We start from the raw sequence: 17,369 nt of genomic DNA on the forward strand, positions 1-17,369 counted from the left end.
TTAAAATATCAATATCAACTCTCAAAGTGATTATTAGCGTTATAGTGTGGTCGAATTTGATATCCTGAAATCTCGTGCTCTGGTGGAGTTTCCAGTTGACACACTCAGAATGACACTTTAAGACTTGTTACCAACCCACTCAAAATAATGCTTGTACGCTTGTTATCTAAAGCCGATATTTTTCACCCTACTCCTTCAGGTACAGTTCACATAACAGATAGGAAAGGGTTGTCAAGAGTGAACTCCGCGGTTACTGACCGCCAGCCCTATCCATCCTACAAGAACCGGCTGATACTATTTTATTGGCGGTCCGCGGCGAAGCAGAAGCGTGACGTAGGTAGTAGCAGGAACAGATGATGCCGATTACGGACTTCCCCGAGGCTAACGTCCAAAGCTGAGTAAACAAGAGAGGGCTGAGTGTTCGTTACCTCTATCGGAATTCAGCCCCTCTTAGACTTAGCGGTGGCTTCAGAGTAAATGTACAAACTGTCCGAGTCGCTTCTATCGTTGAAAATTCCTTTGAGGTTAGCTTACGAAGAGATATACGCCACTAAGTAGCCGTCTTCGGTCCCTATGAGAATCCCTTCTGGAAGTACCACAGGATGGGTAATCGGCGGACTCTTAGTCCGACCAATAGTAAGATCAACTTCTCCCTTATGATTAATGGCTACGACTTCATTACCGGCGGCGACAACTGCCGATTCGGAGGTAACTACGGGTGGCGTCACCACATCTTCCAAATCAACTCTCCATTCACGGTTGCCAGAAGAAACGTCAAAGCTTTCAACTCTCGTCTCAGCACCGATGAACACTGTCCCGTCAACAATAGCTGGAGGTGTCAAATGTTTCCCCACCGGCCTCTCCCACTGAACATCGCCGTTGATGGCGCAAATCCCTCGGAGAATCTTGTCTCGGCCAGCAGCGATGATAGTCGTCTCATTGTTATTATCAACTGCCACAGGCCCAATACAACCGGCCGTATCAACGGACCACAGCTCTTCTCCGTTCTCGATAGAAACAGCTGTGATTCCACTGTTATATCCACCAACGTACGCGCGCCCATCGAAAACGGCTGGTGAGGCTTTGATTGGATCGTCAATGTTGATATTCCACTGATGATAGCCGTCTTCGGCGCGGATTCCTGTCAGTTCACCTTTTGATGTCCCCACAATCGCACTATTCAGGTCTTCAGTAACAGTAACGGGACTAGGCCGTCCATCTATTTGTGACTTCCATTGAACCGAACTCTCCTCAGAGCTGATGCGATAAACCGCCTCATCGTATGCAGATACAACGAAATCTTGTCCGACGATAGCAGGTGTTGTTGTCGCAGTTAACCCAACGTATTCCGTGTCCATGACTTCCCCGTGCCCATTGACTAGTGATATTCCGTCACCGATAGTTGAGGCGACGATCTGTCCGTCTCCAATCATCGATGCGCCGTTTGGATGCGTGCCAACATCTGCTTGCCATCGCCTCTGATGGGCCTCGGAAGCAATTGAGTTCTGGCTGTACGCAGTCTTCTTCGCATTTCCGCGGGACTGTGGCCACGACTCGTCTAATGAAACTAAGTCAGATTGAGTTTTTTCGCCATCAAACTTCTTAGTCGCACTCGTACACCCGGCGAGGAAAAGGGTCACCGCTCCAAGAACTGCGCGTCGTGTACGATATTCCATTAATACTCACATGATCTGTACCAACCTAATAGTTATTGCGGTTTCATTCCGCTTTCAGTCGTCGTACTCAAGTCGGCCGCCAGCACCGAACTCGTCGATGTCAGCGTCCACCCGGTCCCGTGACGTAAATTTCGCCATAGTTCCCCATCCCAGTAGCGTGTCGCCGTCGGACGGATTGTCCCTAGTCTCCGCAGTGCTGCCGGTTTTGAACAGCGCGTGTTGATTATCCCCATAACTAAGTGGGTCAGTCATCGCGTTCCAGTGCCACTTTGCTACCTGTGAGTTCGATTCGTCGTATCGTGCCACGTCGGGCTGAGAGAACTGCCAACTAATCTCAGGGCCTCCAGCGCTGATAGCCACACTCTTTTTATCAACCCCTCCAGTTTTGTCATCTCTTGGCGCTCTATCTACGAGATTGTAATCGAGTACTCCTTGATCCCACTTGTGTTCAGGCTCGGCATACCACCAGTGATAACCGTTATCCCATTCGGCTTGTCCTGGATAAATATTGGCGTTTTGTCTCATCGCGAAGCGATTAGTTGAGGTGTCTTCGTCGAGTTCGTAGACGTCAACGGACTCCACTAGCTTCCCATATGGACGGTGTTCGTACGGCGTGTATCCGTTAGTAACATGATCCCACTCCGGGTCGATGCCGCTGGGACTTACGGCATTCGTCTCAGTGAATAATCGATTTGCCTTCTTCAGTTCCGATTCAAATTCCTTAGCCTTTGAGACAGCGCTTTCAGTCTGGTCCTGTGGTTCAACTGCTTCCTCCTCCGGTTCCTTGGCTACATAAAAAGTTGCTCGTCCCGACTCGTCGATACCGTACACAAATCCAACAATGCGACCATGCGAATCGTCTGGTTTCACTGTTACCGAGGAGGAGGCCCCTGAATTTGCCTTGGCCTGCTGTTGAGTGTCTATAATATCGCCTTCGGAAAGCGGACTCTCCTCTGAACCGTAGACGGAATTGACCTGAACACTACTGTTCTGGGTCGCACTCCCGATGCCAGTGAATCCTGCACTTGCGGCTGCTATTCCGAGAGTCTTCACCACCTCTCGTCGATTAATTGACATGCATGTGGCCATTCATGTCTACTAATTATAGTATTTTCGATTATGGTTTTGGTGCGTGTTTACCCGGATTTTCAACAACTGACACAGTGTGAATCCGTGAAATTATCACGTTGTCTCGGGCAACTATCTTGAGTTCGTCAGAACGTTTGCGAAAAGCACGGCGTTTACTACCTGAACGCGTCGAAATGTACCGTGTGGAAAACCTCACAGCAAAGCAGGTAGCCCGTGAAGATACCACGATCCTCATTGAATCCGAAGCGGCGGCCGGCCAACGGCCGCCGCGAAAGCGTTTCTGGGTTCCACGAGCAAATGTGAGAGGCGATAAGATGTTACCTGACGGTGGAACAACCGAGGACGTGTCGGAAGCCGACGAACCGTCGGCTCCCGACGGAAGGACCCAGAAACAGCGTATTCGCCGTGAGATAGTGGAAGATTTTCTCAAAAGATTCGTAGGCATCTCGGAAGAGGAAACCGCCGAATGGGACTCTCGATTGAACAACTTCGAGAGATATGTCCTCATACTATCCAAAGACTTCTGAACGAGGGTTCTGAGACCGAGGAATTATTCTGAGCTGGAATCGTCGGCGTAGATATCACCGAAGCGGATCGCTTCACGGGCGATAGAACGGGCCATGAGGACGAGAGCATCGGTACGAAAGAGAAAACCGATGAATACGCCTATCAGTGGGCCACCGTCCAATTAGTCGGCAATGCAGTTCCGATAGTGCTGGACGCACGCCAGTTCAGAAGGGTGAGACCCGCTTAGCAATCGTTGAGGACCTCTTGGATTCGGCTGAGGAGATGATCCACGTCGATAGCGTGTTGATGGAACGGGAGTTCGATAGTCAGCATATTTTAGAGATGCTTAGCCGACGTGGGCTCTCCTACGTTGTCCCGAAGCGGATGCAGACAAGTGAAAAAGCCTAGGCTAAGCGGTTACTTCAGCGCGGCCAGGACTGCTACGAAACTGACCGGAAGTTGTATCTCGGGAAGAACGATTGGCAAGAGACAACGCTGATCTATCGACGGAAGAGGACGCTGAACACGATGATCACCGGCAGTACTCAGTGTTCATGTCCAATCGCAGTAGTAGCTTCCTCACTGAGTATGGGTATCGCTGGGAGATCGAGAGTGGCTACAGGTCGATTAAGCGATTCATGGCCGCCACGACCTCGAAGGACTTCGGACTCCGATTCTTCTACTTCGCATTCGCGTGTCTGTTGTACTCGATTTGGCGTGCGGTGGATCTACTCGTACAGGTCGAATTGACCGGTGAATACGAACACTCGCCAATTGTGACAGCCGACAACACGCTGACGCTGTTGAAGAAAGAAACCGGAATCGGATAGTGAGGTTCTCCACCCGTAATAGCGCGGTGTCTGAGTGGCAACGCTGTCGGAAGTCGTCTAAATTCGCGAACATGAGTGGCAGTGCAACAAGATCGGGCGTTTGGAGAGCAATCTAAGTCAATTCCCGTTCACTGAATCGGCTGAATCCACGCATTATAGCCCCGCTAAGCCCGGTGCAGTCTCAACTTCAAAATTGAGCGAGATTGATATAGCTACATAGACTTTATAAGACACAGAAAGCCCGAATATTCTCACACAGAGTGCCTGAAACGTCGATATTCTGGTTTTGTAGATAGGTTTGTATTATTTCCATAAGCACCACCAGTTTTACCCGGACCGCCGCTGTACGGGAAGCATGGATCGTCTTCCGCCTGCATACGACGCTACTCCCAGGGGTGACGCCCTCGAAACAGCCATCGAGAAACGACTGGTCGATATCGACTCCGGACGCTACCGAACAAACGTCGCGAGCGTGCTGCGGAAGTTCGCAGCTTGGTCCCGGGACCAGCACGGTATCTCCAGTCCCGAGGACATCGACGACAACCTCTGCCGACAGTATGCTCGTGACCTTGCCCGGGCCGACGAACGGGACGAAATCTCACCAGAGACTGCCCGTCGCTACTTCGCCTACGTCCGCTCGTTTCTCACATGGGCCGTCTACGAGGGCCTGATCCCGACGAACCCAGCCAAGACCAACCACGCCGAAGGACCACTTCCCACCGACGAAACTGAAACAGACCAACAGTACTGGTCTGCACGGGACCGCGACGCCATCTGTGCCACTGCGACCGCCCGCGTCGACGACGCCGGCGAAAGCGACGACGTCGACCGCACGGCGGCCTACCGCGACCAGGCACTCGTCTTCCTACTCGCCTACTCAGGAGCCCGGAGTGCAGAACTGGTCGCTGTTTCTGATGACGAAGAGCGGAACGGCCTGCGGTGGCGGGACGTCGATTTAGAGGGAGGCACAATGCAGGTGTTCGGCAAGAACCGCACCCGAGAATCTGCGCCGATCCTTGACGACGCGCTTCGCCCGCTCCGGCGCTGGAAGCAACTCCGAGAGCCCGACGAGAATGAAGCTGTCTTCCCCAGACTCGACAACGCGGCAAAAGCACTTGACCCGACGCCGTCGATCACAACCCAGTCGGCTCGGGATATCCTCGCCAAACTCTGTGAGTGGTCCGACTACGAGTTCGAGGAGCCACTGAAGCCACACGGTGCCCGCCGTGGGCTCGGACGAGAAATCTATCGCGAGAACCCACAGCTGGCGCAGGATGTGCTACGCCACAAGTCCATCGAGACGACCCACGAAGGCTACGCACAGGAGGCCGCAAAACGCACGCGTGACGAAGCGAACGATATCATCTCAGACACAGAACGGCTGTTATAGATACAGCAACTCTATTTATGGCTGCAACAGCCAGTACAGGTGGTCCATGTACGCCGAGATTCGTACGGACAGGGAGACTGCAAAAACGTTACCCGCCACACAAACACAGCTTCTTCATATGCCCTCCAGAGACCCTCCGAGTCAGTGGACAGACCCAGAATACGTATCAACTGTTGTCGGGGTGCTTGCTACTGGCGCTTTGATATTCTACAGTTCGCTCACGCAGTCCGGTCCGACTGTCGATGAGATCGCATTCGTGATTCTTACAATCACTGTTCCTACTACCGTCGCTTATGAACTCGCTCGTCGCTTCGGGTGAGGGATACACAGGCCACAGCGTAGCCATTTCACACTCTCTGAAAAAGCCCCATACCCACAGTAATCGATAGTGGCTGTGATGAACTCATATACTTGCTGACTTATCCATCACTCAACCAATGTTTCTGCAGCATAACTATCATTACTTAGCCACGACTGGACCATTCATGGGGGCAATAGTTCAGCGTGGCCAACGCGGAAATTCCGGGGCAATGTCCACAGTGTGGCTCCATCGACATCCGGGTAGTCAAGGTTGCACCGGTTGATCACAAGCACGGGGACGAGTGGCGTACCCGTGCCGAGTGTACCCACTGTGGCGAGTATACTGAATGTTTCTAATATCGCAGCGGTGAGGGTGACACTCCGGGCCTGCGTTGACACCGCACGCAGGTACCGTGACGGGCCCCTATTGTAATACTCAGTCAACCGTTGGTATGGACGCCAGTACGCTACTATCAACGGCTACAATTGTTGTTTCGGCCTCTGGATCTTCTCAAAACCTGCTACGCTGGGGCTAACCAACACCAGCGTACAATCCACTCTGAATGTTGGTTAGTCACTTCTCGAAGCCTCTCAGACTGAAGAACGCGAGTCTGGGAGTTCGGGACTACTCTGGTGCAACGACATCTTCACACATTGGACACTCGGCCCAGATACCCTCCGTACCATCGTCTTTCTCGTATTCAACCAGCAGCCACGGAGTTGTGATACGCTCGTCGCAGTTTGGGCAGCGACCGAGACTTCGCGTGTCATCAGGCATGGAAAGGGGATGGAAGGAGCGTGTGACGGTGTTCCTTCCACGCAAAAATTGCCTGTCTTCGGAAATAAGTGTTAGCCAGGGTCTCAACCTCCCGACACAACGCTGGGGCACGGGCTCGCCGTACTGTCCCGGTTGCGAACAGCGCTGGCACTGTATCGGCGATTGGTTCGAGGCAACCGAGGATGGGGAGCTGCCAGAACCGACGACCTGCCCCGAGTGCTCTAAAGTAGCCGAGTAGCTCGTGAAAGTCGTCTTCGCCCATCGTCGGGTATGTGAGCGACATCGAGACGAATACCGACACACCGGCCTGTTGGAGTTCGTCTAACGCCTGCCAGCGAGTCATCGGTGGCGGGGCGTTCGGTTCCATCGCCCTGACGAGTGTGGCGTCGAAGGACGGAATCGACGAGCCGATGGTAACCGAATGAGATCATCGACGGTGGGGAAGTTGCCAGTACCTCTTCACATGGAGACTATAGACGCCAGCCAATTGAGCCGGTCAGCGAGGTGAGAACGTGTCGTGTGTCTTGGAATCGCTTCTACAACCGACGATAGATGATGATCCCACCGAGAACAGCGACGATCATGCTCCCGGCAATAAGCAGATTCGTGGGTGAGCCGCCAGACGGCTCGACAGTGTCTGTGGCCGCGGTCTGAGACGGTGTGATTGCTGGCCCACCACTGCTGGTCTGGGTTGAGGTTGATTGCTTGGTGTCTGTCTCGGTCGAGTGTTCAGTTTCCGTGGCCGTTGTTGGGGTGTCACTCGGCGTTGTTTCCGTTCCTGTCGGTGTGTCCGTCGCTGTTACTGTGTCACTGGAGTCACCGCTGCCGGAATCGGTATCATCGTCATCGTCATCCCCATCATCACTGTTACTACCGCCGGAACTCGAAGAGTCCTCCTCAGTAGGAGTTTCTGTTGCAGTCGGCGTAGGCGTTGACGTGTCCGTTGGTGTTGGTGTGGCTGTTTCCGTCGGCGTTGGTGTCGACCCATTCGCATCGTCGGTTTGGCCTTCGACGGTGAGGACGCGCCCTTCTGTTCCGGTGACCGAGTAGGCACTGCCGTTCTCGTCACCCAGCGCCGCGACACTCACGGAGAGCCCGACAGTTCCGGGATTCTCGGCTTGGACAGTGACAGTCGCGAGTTCCACTGGGCCGCTCTGGAGCGTGTTCATTCCCGTCGCCGCCAACTGCACTGACGCCCCGCCGTCGGGCTGCTTGGCGTACGCTGGGCTGTCGGCATACCTGACGCTCTCGATGGTCGCGACGCTGCTGTCGTTGAGCGACACTGTCGCGTTGAACGTACCGACACCACCGCTGGCCTCGGCCACCACCAGCTCGTACTCGACGGTTGCGCCCGAATCAACGCTCTCTGCAGCCGGCGAAAGTCGAACCTCTGTCCCGCCGGCACCAGAAACGACAGCAGTACTCCCAATCAGCGCAGCGCTAACCAATACTACCCTCATGAGATGAGCGAGTTGCATCGATATTATCGAACCCGACATCTACAGTATTAAATAAACCGGAAGTAATCTTTGAATTAATACTGGAATACTTCATGTCTAGAGGTCACAGTCGTACTCGTGAGGGTATCGAACTCGTAAGTGAGCAGGCACGGCCGCTGTTGGCGGTCATCCTGACCGTATTGCTCGTCACCAGCCCAGTCGTCGCAGCGGTTCCGGCCGGCGCACTCACACAGGCCGGCAATGCAGGCAACACCGGTACGGGCGCGGGTAACACCGGCATCGGCACTGGCGCCGGAAACACGGCTGTGACACCTGACCCGGTCGTCGGCTCGGCGAGCCCGACCGACCCGAACGGTGATGGACGCTTCGAGGACGTCAACGGTGATGGCAGCTTCGACGTCGTCGACAGCCAGGCGTTGCTTGCTCATCTCACGAACGCCTCCGTCCAGAACTACAGTTCGAGTTTCGACTTCACTGGTGACGGACGAGTCACGGTCAGCGACGGCCAGTGGCTCTACGTTCAGGCTGTCAATCCGACCGAGACCGACGCTGACGGCGACGGACTCAACAATACCGTCGAGATCGCGCTCGGCACCAACGCATTCGACACCGATACCGACAGCGACGGAATCGGCGATTGGACCGAAACCAACGGCGGTAAGCCCATCGACACGGACAGCGACGGCATCATTGATGCCCGTGACGCCGACAGCGACGGCGACCGTATCCCCGACATCCGCGAAGGGACCAAAGACACTGACGGTGACGGGACGCCCAACTACCGCGACACCGATGACGACGGCGACGGCATCACCACACGGACGGAAGCGCTTGACGGCCAGAACTACAGCCACGACGTCGACTTCGACGAGACGGTCAACTGGCTCGACACCGACGCCGACGGCGACGGGGCCCCCGACGGGACGGAGGGCACCGCCGACAGCGACGGCGACGGGATGCCGGACTATCTGGACAACGATCGTGACAACGACGGGCTCCCCGATAGCTACGAGCGCAACGTCACAAAGACCGACCCCACCGACAACGATAGCGAGTCCCCTCTGACGAACTACACCGAAGCGGACAACGACGTCATCGACGGGATGGAGGACTTCGACCAGGACACGCTGGGGACATACGTCGAGTACGCCATCGGCACGGACCCGTTCGTGAGCGACACGGACGATGACGGCCTCTCAGACGGCTTCGAATACCGGAACGACCAGTTCAACCCGCTCGATGCCGATACGGACGGTGACGGCACAAGCGACGCTTCGGGCGACCTCGACGGTGATGGACTGACCAACGGTGAGGAGGCCCAGCGCGGGACGCTCGTCGACCGACCCGACACCGACGGCGACTCGCTGAACGACAGTCGCGAAATCGAGCTGGGGACGGACCCGACGCTGCCGGACACGGACGCCGATGGACTGGACGACGACGAGGAACTCGCCATCGGAACCGACCCGCTGAACAACGATTCGGACGGCGACGGCGTTCTCGACGGGAACGAGACCTTCGAGACGGCGATGGACAGCGAATCGACCGGCGCCACTGTCACGCTCCGGACGAACGGGTCGGGGGCCGACGTCACCATGGTGGCCAAGCCCGACTTCTTCGAGAACACGTCGGCCAGTGCCGGCCCGACGATACAGCTTGAGAACCGCACGGCCTTCGAGAACGCGACAGTCGAACTCCCGGTCGACGCCTCGGTCCCCGAGTCTGAGTACGAGAACCTCTCTATCTATACATGGAACGGCTCCTCGAAAGACACCTGGAGCAAGGTCGAGACGACTATCGAGAACGGGACGGCGAAAGCCACCGTCGAGCACTTCTCGTATTTCACCGTGCTGGACACCGACGAGTGGGTCAGCGCGACGCAGGTCAGTATCGGCGAGCCGGTCGATTTCAACGCCAGCGACTCGTTCCGCTGTCGGAACGCCTGTAACCTGACCGGCAACTCGACCGTCGTGCTTGGCGGGGAACCCACGACGCGGAAGATAACCATCGAACAGGGCGGGGACAGCTACGAGGTGGTACCACTGAGCAACGGGCAGACCATCGAGAAATTCTACGACTACGCGAACGCTGAGATCAACTCTCCGCTGCCGGTCGCGAAAAGCGACACCAGTCGGCTGTTCTTCTGGTCCGGTCCGAACGGCCTCAGTCTGGTTTTACTGCAAGATAAACCGAGAGATGGGTCCGGTGCCGCCGTCTCGTTCGAACTCTACGAGTTCCCGATCAGTGACGGGAGTTGGGTTGTTCGGGACGACCCCGGAGACAACTACGGCACGACGCCTGACTGGAGCTGGAACGACGACAACACCGACGGAGGGGCGTTCCGAGGCGAGCTGACCAACGCGACGTTTACCATCAAACCGAGGTTCAACGAGGAGGCGGTGAGAGACCCGATCACCCCCGGCCAACTCAATGACTGGGAGATTCTGTCCGGACGCGCGACCGACCCAACCAACGAGTCACTGGCAATAGACCAGAACATCACCATCAGCGTCCCGGGCGACCCCGACGAGAACGCCTCCAGTAACGTCAGTGGCGACACGGGTAGTGCCAACATCACGCACAATCTCTCGTCTGGCACTGACGACCTCACGGTGGTGTATCAGACCGAGCAGACCAACACCAATCCGGCAGCGAGCATCGAGGTGACCGGTGCGAGCGGAACCACAGTTTCGAAAGACCTCGCTATCGGGACCGTCGGCACCGTTCAGACGACGGTCAACGTCTCCACGCTCGCTCACGGCCCCGCGAACATCAGCCTCTCGGCCGACGGCGTCAATATGCGAGCGGAGGTCGTCCCACGCGAGACCTTCGACAGCGACGGCGATGGCATCCGTGACTCTGTAGAGAACCAGAACTGGACGCTGCCGACCGCCGCCGCAAGCACGTTCTCGACGGACCCGTACGACGCTGATACTGACGGAGACGGCATCCCCGACGGGGAGGAGGTCATCTACAAGACCAACGCTGAAAACGGCACGCTCACGACGACCATCGCGGTCGCCAACTCCGATCCGACCGAGGTCAACAGCGACGGGGACGAACTCACCGACCTCGAGGAAAACCGCGGGTGGAACACCTACCTCGCGCGCTCGCCCTCGACGGCTGAACAGTTCGTTCGCGCCCGCCAGAACGGTGGGGACGCCCTCGGCGTGCTCTGGAAGCAAAACGTCAGCTCCGACCCACTGTCGACCGACACCGACGGCGACCTGCTGGACGACCACGAGGAGCGTCGCCTCGGGACCAGCCCGACTGTCGCCGACTCCGACAACGACGGCAGTGACGACTACTACGAGGTTTCGAACGACTACGACCCGACCATCCACGACCACAAAGCGCCACTGGTCGAACCGCTCGAGGTCAGCGCCGACAACACTGCCCGAACCAGCTACACAGCTCGCGTCAGCGTCTCGGACCAGAGCGGCATCTCCCGAATCGAGTTCCACAAGGCCGGGAGCAAGCAGTGGTCGAGCCTGGGCGATGGCGCGACCGCTCGAAACTTCGACGCCAGCATCGAGGTCGAGCGTGACGCGCTAGATGCCATATACACCGGCGCAACCGGCTTCTTCACGCCAGTGACCGTCGACGCCAGCGCCACGGATATCCATGACAACCGCAAACGCAAGGAGCTCAGCGGGCCGGACACGTTCGGACAGGCGGCCGACAAATACGCCAGCTTCCCGGCCAGTCCTGGCAAAGGCGGCTTCGTCGCCTGGATGGGGCTCTCCTCGGGCGCGTCGACGGTGGTCGGTGAGAGCGTCGCTGGCGTCGCCCAGATGGTCTCCGACCCTGGCGGTTACGCGAGCCAGATGGCCCAGCTGGCGACGACCATCGCCAACAACCCCGCGATAATCACGAAACTGCCCCAGATGATGGCGAGCCAGCTCCGCCAGCAACACGAGACCCGCAATCCCTTCGACTCCCGCGAGCAGTACTACCAAGAGTTTGGCGGCAGCTGGTCGCTGGGCTACTCGACTGGGACAGTGGCGCCCGCGTTTGCATCTGGCGGGTCGAGCGTCCTCCAGAAAGGACTGAGTAGCTCATCGAAGCTCAGACGGCTGGTCGACGCCGCCGACTCGGCGGTGCCCTCTCGGGTGCCAAACGGCGTCAAGCCGACGGCACTACGGCGGGCTGGGAAAGTCGACGACTCGGTCCCCGACGCGGACGTGCCGACCGGGCGCATGAGCGCGAAGCTCAACGACATGCCCGGGCCGAAGCGCCAACGGACCACCGAGCAGTTCGACCAACTCGACACTGACGGGAGCGATTACCTGGGCAACACCGACATCAACGACCCGACGCTGAAGGCCACCGACCTCTTCGAGAACACCGGGCCCAGTGGGCGTCGCGCACTCAACGATCTGGCGGAAAGCGATCAGGACGCCGCCGACGCGCTCCTGCAGATGGACAGCGCTGCGACCCAGCGGCGCTTTACTGAGGCCTACGAGAGCGGCGAGGTCGACAGCGATGAATTCGCGACGGCGGTCAAGCGGTACGATGGGTTGGATGCGGATGAGAAAGCGATAGTGCAGCGGTCCATGGCGCGGTCTGATACAGATGCAATTCGGCTCATGCGTGCCGATGTCTGTAACAGCCCCTGCGATGGGGTCCTGAAATCCGTCGAGGACTTCGTTGACAGCCGCAACGGGCTGGACCAGGACGCGTCAGAGAAGCTCGTCAGAGCGTTTGAGGATTCAGACGACGTTCCCGACGGTGTCCCGGGCGAAGAACCTGGTAGAGTCATGGAAGACCTCGAATATCTCGACGATCAAGAAATCGACCGGCTGGACGACGCTGTGACCAGAATTTCCGGTGACCAGTCCGGCTACACCGGTCTCGCAGGAGAAACCCGTACCGCAAGGCGTGTCATCGAGAACAACGATAACGCCGATGTCGAGATGGACGCGACAGTCGACCCTGACAATATCGCTGACGAGGACCTACCCGACGGTGTCACCGGAGACGACCTGAAAGACGGTCCGACTGATATCGACGTCAACAATCGGAACGGGGCCGCCTACGAATCGAAGAACACCAAGGAATACACGCCGCTTTACCCCGATGAGGCCGAATATGAGCAGCTCGGCGGGAGACTCGACAGCCTCCGCAAGAAGCTGATTACGCAGGCTGCAGGTGGTCAAGACGAAATTGTTGTCGTAATGCGACAAGATCAACTCGATGCCGAGTACAATGACGAAGTCACCGATGAATTCCCGGACGCTGTGGATGATGTAGAAAAACCCTCGGATATTGGCCAACTCGTTGAGGACGACTTTGATGGCGTTAGCGTCGAATTCAAAAGCTACAGGGACCTGAACGAGTGATATGAGCAATCGAATCAAGCAGGAAGGGTCGGTATTCGCCCGTTTTTATAGCGATGAGCGGGAAACTGGGGCGGAAGTGATCGAAAAAACGCTGTCGGTCTGTGCGGACATAGGGTTAACCGAACACGTCAATGACTCAGACCCGCTGACTCCGGACAATGCATCCATCTCGGAGAAAGGCTACATTACGGTCCATTCCGATAGCAAAGCAATCCGTCTCAGGTTTCGTCTCGATGACTGGGACGGACTGACCGACGCAATCCTAAGTGTGTCCGTAGATGCCACCCGACTGGTCGAAATAGACCCCGAATCGGCCGAGAAGTACACCGGCCCTGCTCGGGTATTCGTCGAACTTATTCGTCAACTCGCGGTCGAGCTCAACCCGTACTACGTTTCGACATCCAACAGGGCGATAATGAACGGTGAGATTGCTCCAACACCTAAAGCGGTACTACCATTCGAGACACCGATAACATTGGAGCGCCTCCCGTGGCTGGGGATCTACTCGGAGCCGCTAATCGAACGGTTCGGCGGCCGCCAGCGGGTTCTAGACACGCCGGCGTGGATGGTGGAGGAGCTTGAGAACGGGAGTATCCTCATCGTCACGACCCGCATACCTTGGGAAGACTACGGGCATAAACACCCGGCGGACCGGTACCTGTTGGATAGGATGGACCGAGCGGACGCCGTGTCACCGCCAAGTGACGTGACACTGTCTGACCCCTTCGCTAGTTTCGACCCCGGTGCGATCGGCACAGACATCTGTGTCCACCAAGACGATATCGCCCCGGAGTTCGCCAACGAGGACTTACAGCTCATTCCCGTCCGCGTCGACGAACACCGGAACCTGCGACATCTCGATACCAACGCGTTTGTGCGAAACGTCGTTACCAATACCACGGGAGACAAGGCCGCTATCGTCAAGCGAATGCTCTCGGACGTCCCGGCCACGTCCGACGACGACCTCTACGTCTCGGCGTTGCTTCGGGACGTAATCCCGCCGGCGTTCGTCCGACTGGACGACCCCGACAACGAGAACGTCGTCACGAAAGTGATGCGTCTTGAGACGGACGTGAACAAAATCAAGCTCCTCGTGAGTCTAAGTCGTGTGGCCCAACAGGACGACTTCACGACCGAGGACCTCAACTCGATGGAAGGAGCGCTGGACACGCTGAACGAACTCGACGACAATGAGAATATCGACCAGTACATCGAAGCGAAGCTGCTGTAAGCAGTGACGAAGCCCGCGAGTGACAGTGTCCTTAGCGAGGGTTCGAAGTGGTGGAATCCTGCAGACTTAGAATACGATATGGACTCTCCAGCGATGATGCCTGTCCTGAGTTAGTGACAGCGCGGAGTTATCGCTTTGATACACACGCTGTGGCTGCTTTACCTATCCTCTTACCTCACGATTTTGAGACGGCCGCGTGAACCACGTTCTCGATCTCGACTGCGGCGTGGCCATTCAGAGCCGGATCAAAATCAGGCGCGTTGACAGTCATCCAGAAAGCTCACTCGTTCCGTACTGTTGTTCCCACTCGTTTCGAGCAGCTATCTCTCGTTCGCCACGTCGCGTGACTGAGTAGATGTTGGTCCGTCTGTCTTTTTGTGCCTTCTCAATGAGCCCTTTGTCGGCAAGTGTGTCAAGGCTCGGGTACAGCCTCCCATGATGGATTTCTCCCTCGTAGTATTCCTCCATCTCCTCTTTGATCGCGAGGCCATGTGGGCCGTCTAGACCGCACACCACGTACAGTAAATCACGTTGAAAACCGGTGAGGTCAAACATTTCAGGCTGGCTAACAACTTTGCGCCATTAAGTTTACTGAAATTGACCAAAATCCAGACGCATTAATGGCTACTTTGAGGGATAGAACCGGTCTCGAAAGTGGCTGAAATCTGATGGTAAACTAGCTGTTAATCCTCGTCTTCCTCGCCTGCCTCGTCTGCCTCGGGCTGAACATCCCGAAGCCGACCACTGATCTCCTGGTCGTACTCTTCCAAGAGCTTGTAGAACTCCACAATCGTCTCCTCGGCAGTCTCACCCTTCGATTTGATCGTCACTCTGTCTTGATCGCGGGTGTCAGTGCCTCGATCCAACCGTGCTTCCATACTGCACCTAAAGTCCGTTCGTTCGACCTTTTCAACCGAGTCTGGAGCCGTGTCTGGCTCTGTGTCTGATTCTTCTGACATGGGTCTTCTCGGGACGCTCTCACTGGACCGCCCCGCACCCGACTGGGCACACAAAACAGCCGTCAATCGCTGCCCTCGAACGCACCCAGACTGGCCTGCTCACTCGAGACAGACGTCGCGACCGGCGGCGTCCGGTCACCCGAATCCGTATCTATCTCCTGTGCTGGACTAGATTGGCTCTCCTCCTCGACCGTGTTCTCGAAGGCGTCGGTCACCCACTCGCGAAGCTCCTCGACCTCCTCGTCGTCGAGTTCGCGAACACTCCCACCCAGCGAAGAGTACGACGTCTGCCACGCTCGCTGGAACTCGACAGTCAGTGAGTCGCCCTGGATAACGTAGGCATCCAGATTCAGGAAACAGCAGTTCAGCGCCGTCATTCGGGCACACAGTGGGTCCTTGTCTTGCTCGACAAACAGCGCGTCTGGCTGCTTTCGACCGGCGACCACCAGTGTTCGACCGCTCCCACAGGCCGGGTCAAGGATCGTCTGTCTATCATCGGTATCACTCTCGTCTCCGACGCCGGCGATCTTAGCCATTGTCTCGCAGACGGTGTGTGGTGTGAAGTGCTGGCCGAACGCATCGCTGGACATCCCGTATTCCTCGTAGACAGCACCCAGAACGTCAGCGTCGGTGGCTGCCATCCGTTCTTGAAGCTGGCCGAACGCCTTGGCGAAGAGGTCGACCGAGCGCTGTCCGTCTGGATGATCCATATCGCCACGCTCGCGATAGTCGTCGACAATCTCTAGATACGGATCGTCTCGGTCCTGCAGTGCGAACAGCATGAGGTTGACCCAGTCTCTGAAGACCGTGTGTGCGCTGTGTCCCCGCTGGCGAATTTGCTCAAGCGTTGCAACAATCTCGTCGACGTCGATCTGTGGCGAAGCCATGCTCTCTCAGCCACCAGAGAGGCACAAAATCTGGCCTGCCGGAGAGTGCCACTCTGGGAATTCTACTTGTGGAATGAGCTGATCAGTACAGGTGAAACGCCTACCGCTACTACCGTCTGTAGACCAGCCAATACGAGAGAGGGAGTGTGACTGCCAAGACCACCAACGTCCCCAGAATCTGAGTGACCGGATCTGGTGGCGATACCTGAGCAGCAATAGCGAATCCGAGTATAATCAGGAGAAATTCGTAGATAATGAAACGAAGACGGCGTGATAAGTTCATGCCCCTCATTCACAGGAATCTGTCATAATCTTGTCGGTAGATTCGCATACTCACTGAACGGTCGTTTCAATCGCTGTCATGAGCAAAGAAACCGTTCTACAGCGGCTACGACGGGTCGTACAGGTCTTCGACCGAGCGTCGGTAGTAGTCCTGGCTGGAGTCTGGAACGGGATCAGCCTCCTCTGGGTGCTTCGCGATGATGCTGGCGAACTGCTTGGGTGGCTTCCAACTGCCGTCAGTTTCGCGGGCTTCGGACTCTTTGACGAGTGCGTGCTCACCGTCAGCGGTGACGTACAGGACACGAATCCCCGGTTTCTCGCTCAGCGGGCCCCTGAGTAGCTTTCCAGTTCGTGTATTGACCAGCCACTCAAGTAAGAGCCCAGCCCGACACTCAATTGCGTACAGTTGCACTTCGTTCTCCTCGGGAGATTCTGTGCGACCGTTGTCGGCCCACGACTGGGGCAACGACCGATTCTCCGTCTCATCTTTCCAGCGCCACTTCAACTTTTTCGGCCCGGTGTTCCCACGTTGGTATTTACTACTCATCGTTGGATTCTCTCAGCCACTAGAGAAACACAAAACCCGCCCTATATCGCCTCTATAGCAACTTTTCTGCTGTTTGAGAGGCTCTGTTGAA

General features: G+C 56.7%; 14 protein-coding genes and 1 pseudogene. 6 read left to right on the plus strand and 9 right to left on the minus strand.

Features of this window, described 5'->3' with window-relative positions:
• Positions 1–530 precede the first annotated feature (530 nt).
• Entirely contained in the window at positions 531–1,676 is a 1,146-nt protein-coding gene (locus tag VI234_RS17160; RefSeq protein ID WP_080504292.1) for an outer membrane protein assembly factor BamB family protein, read from the minus strand.
• Positions 1,677–1,730: 54 nt separating this feature from the next.
• A complete protein-coding gene (locus tag VI234_RS17165; RefSeq protein WP_152418445.1) occupies positions 1,731–2,753 on the minus strand; it encodes a hypothetical protein in 1,023 nt (340 codons plus the stop codon).
• 194 nt (positions 2,754–2,947) lie between these two features.
• Here VI234_RS17165 and VI234_RS17170 point away from each other — a divergent pair, with 194 nt between their 5' ends.
• The 3 genes and pseudogenes from VI234_RS17170 (at position 2,948) to VI234_RS17180 (ending at position 5,492) form a co-directional block, all read left to right on the plus strand.
• Positions 2,948–3,292 carry a hypothetical protein gene (locus VI234_RS17170; RefSeq protein WP_152418444.1) on the plus strand — a complete coding sequence of 115 codons (345 nt, stop codon included), beginning with the start codon at positions 2,948–2,950 and terminating at the stop codon, positions 3,290–3,292.
• A pseudogene (locus VI234_RS17175) lies at positions 3,235–4,102 on the plus strand (transposase); the annotation flags it as partial. The gene VI234_RS17170 and the pseudogene VI234_RS17175, both read left to right, overlap by 58 nt.
• A 355-nt stretch (positions 4,103–4,457) precedes the next feature.
• Positions 4,458–5,492, plus strand: coding sequence for a tyrosine-type recombinase/integrase (locus VI234_RS17180; protein ID WP_336330688.1), 1,035 nt, complete (start codon positions 4,458–4,460; stop codon positions 5,490–5,492).
• 925 nt (positions 5,493–6,417) lie between these two features.
• Here the strand turns inward: VI234_RS17180 and VI234_RS21340 are convergent.
• Positions 6,418–6,570, minus strand: coding sequence for a DUF7837 family putative zinc-binding protein (locus tag VI234_RS21340; protein ID WP_008308637.1), 153 nt, complete (start codon positions 6,568–6,570; stop codon positions 6,418–6,420).
• 272 nt (positions 6,571–6,842) lie between these two features.
• On the opposite strand from VI234_RS21340, the gene VI234_RS21345 reads away from it, so the two are divergent.
• Complete coding sequence (locus VI234_RS21345) at positions 6,843–6,995, plus strand: hypothetical protein (protein WP_191906081.1); 153 nt, start codon at positions 6,843–6,845, stop codon at positions 6,993–6,995.
• A 111-nt stretch (positions 6,996–7,106) separates the two neighbouring features.
• Here VI234_RS21345 and VI234_RS17190 read toward each other — a convergent pair whose 3' ends face one another.
• Positions 7,107–8,018 (minus strand): hypothetical protein, encoded by a 912-nt coding sequence (locus VI234_RS17190; RefSeq protein ID WP_336330689.1) that lies wholly within the window; start codon positions 8,016–8,018, stop codon positions 7,107–7,109.
• Positions 8,019–8,122: 104 nt separating this feature from the next.
• Between VI234_RS17190 and VI234_RS17195 the strand changes: the two genes are divergently transcribed.
• Both VI234_RS17195 and VI234_RS17200 read left to right on the plus strand, forming a co-directional pair.
• Entirely contained in the window at positions 8,123–13,372 is a 5,250-nt protein-coding gene (locus VI234_RS17195) for a hypothetical protein (RefSeq protein ID WP_336330690.1), read from the plus strand.
• A gap of 1 nt (position 13,373) precedes the next feature.
• On the plus strand, positions 13,374–14,603 hold the full coding sequence (locus VI234_RS17200; RefSeq protein WP_336330691.1) for a hypothetical protein: 1,230 nt from the start codon (positions 13,374–13,376) through the stop codon (positions 14,601–14,603).
• 267 nt (positions 14,604–14,870) lie between these two features.
• Here the strand turns inward: VI234_RS17200 and VI234_RS17205 are convergent, their stop codons facing one another.
• The 5 genes from VI234_RS17205 to VI234_RS17220 all read right to left on the minus strand — a co-directional run bounded on the left by VI234_RS17205 (position 14,871) and on the right by VI234_RS17220 (position 17,278).
• The gene (locus tag VI234_RS17205; RefSeq protein WP_336330692.1) at positions 14,871–15,158 is read right to left on the minus strand and encodes a PadR family transcriptional regulator; all 288 of its coding nucleotides are present in this window, start codon (positions 15,156–15,158) and stop codon (positions 14,871–14,873) included.
• A 128-nt stretch (positions 15,159–15,286) separates the two neighbouring features.
• Complete coding sequence (locus tag VI234_RS17210) at positions 15,287–15,562, minus strand: DUF7389 domain-containing protein (protein ID WP_336330693.1); 276 nt, start codon at positions 15,560–15,562, stop codon at positions 15,287–15,289.
• Positions 15,563–15,624: 62 nt separating this feature from the next.
• On the minus strand, positions 15,625–16,449 hold the full coding sequence (locus tag VI234_RS17215) for an N-6 DNA methylase (protein ID WP_336330694.1): 825 nt from the start codon (positions 16,447–16,449) through the stop codon (positions 15,625–15,627).
• 109 nt (positions 16,450–16,558) lie between these two features.
• Positions 16,559–16,741 carry a DUF7534 family protein gene (locus VI234_RS21350; protein ID WP_442905031.1) on the minus strand — a complete coding sequence of 61 codons (183 nt, stop codon included), beginning with the start codon at positions 16,739–16,741 and terminating at the stop codon, positions 16,559–16,561.
• A gap of 96 nt (positions 16,742–16,837) precedes the next feature.
• Positions 16,838–17,278, minus strand: a complete 441-nt coding sequence (locus tag VI234_RS17220) for a hypothetical protein (protein WP_336330695.1) — start codon at positions 17,276–17,278, stop codon at positions 16,838–16,840.
• Positions 17,279–17,369 lie beyond the last annotated feature (91 nt).

The sequence above is a fragment of the Haloarcula sp. CGMCC 1.2071 genome (assembly GCF_037078445.1).
In the GTDB taxonomy this organism is placed as follows: domain Archaea; phylum Halobacteriota; class Halobacteria; order Halobacteriales; family Haloarculaceae; genus Haloarcula; species Haloarcula amylolytica.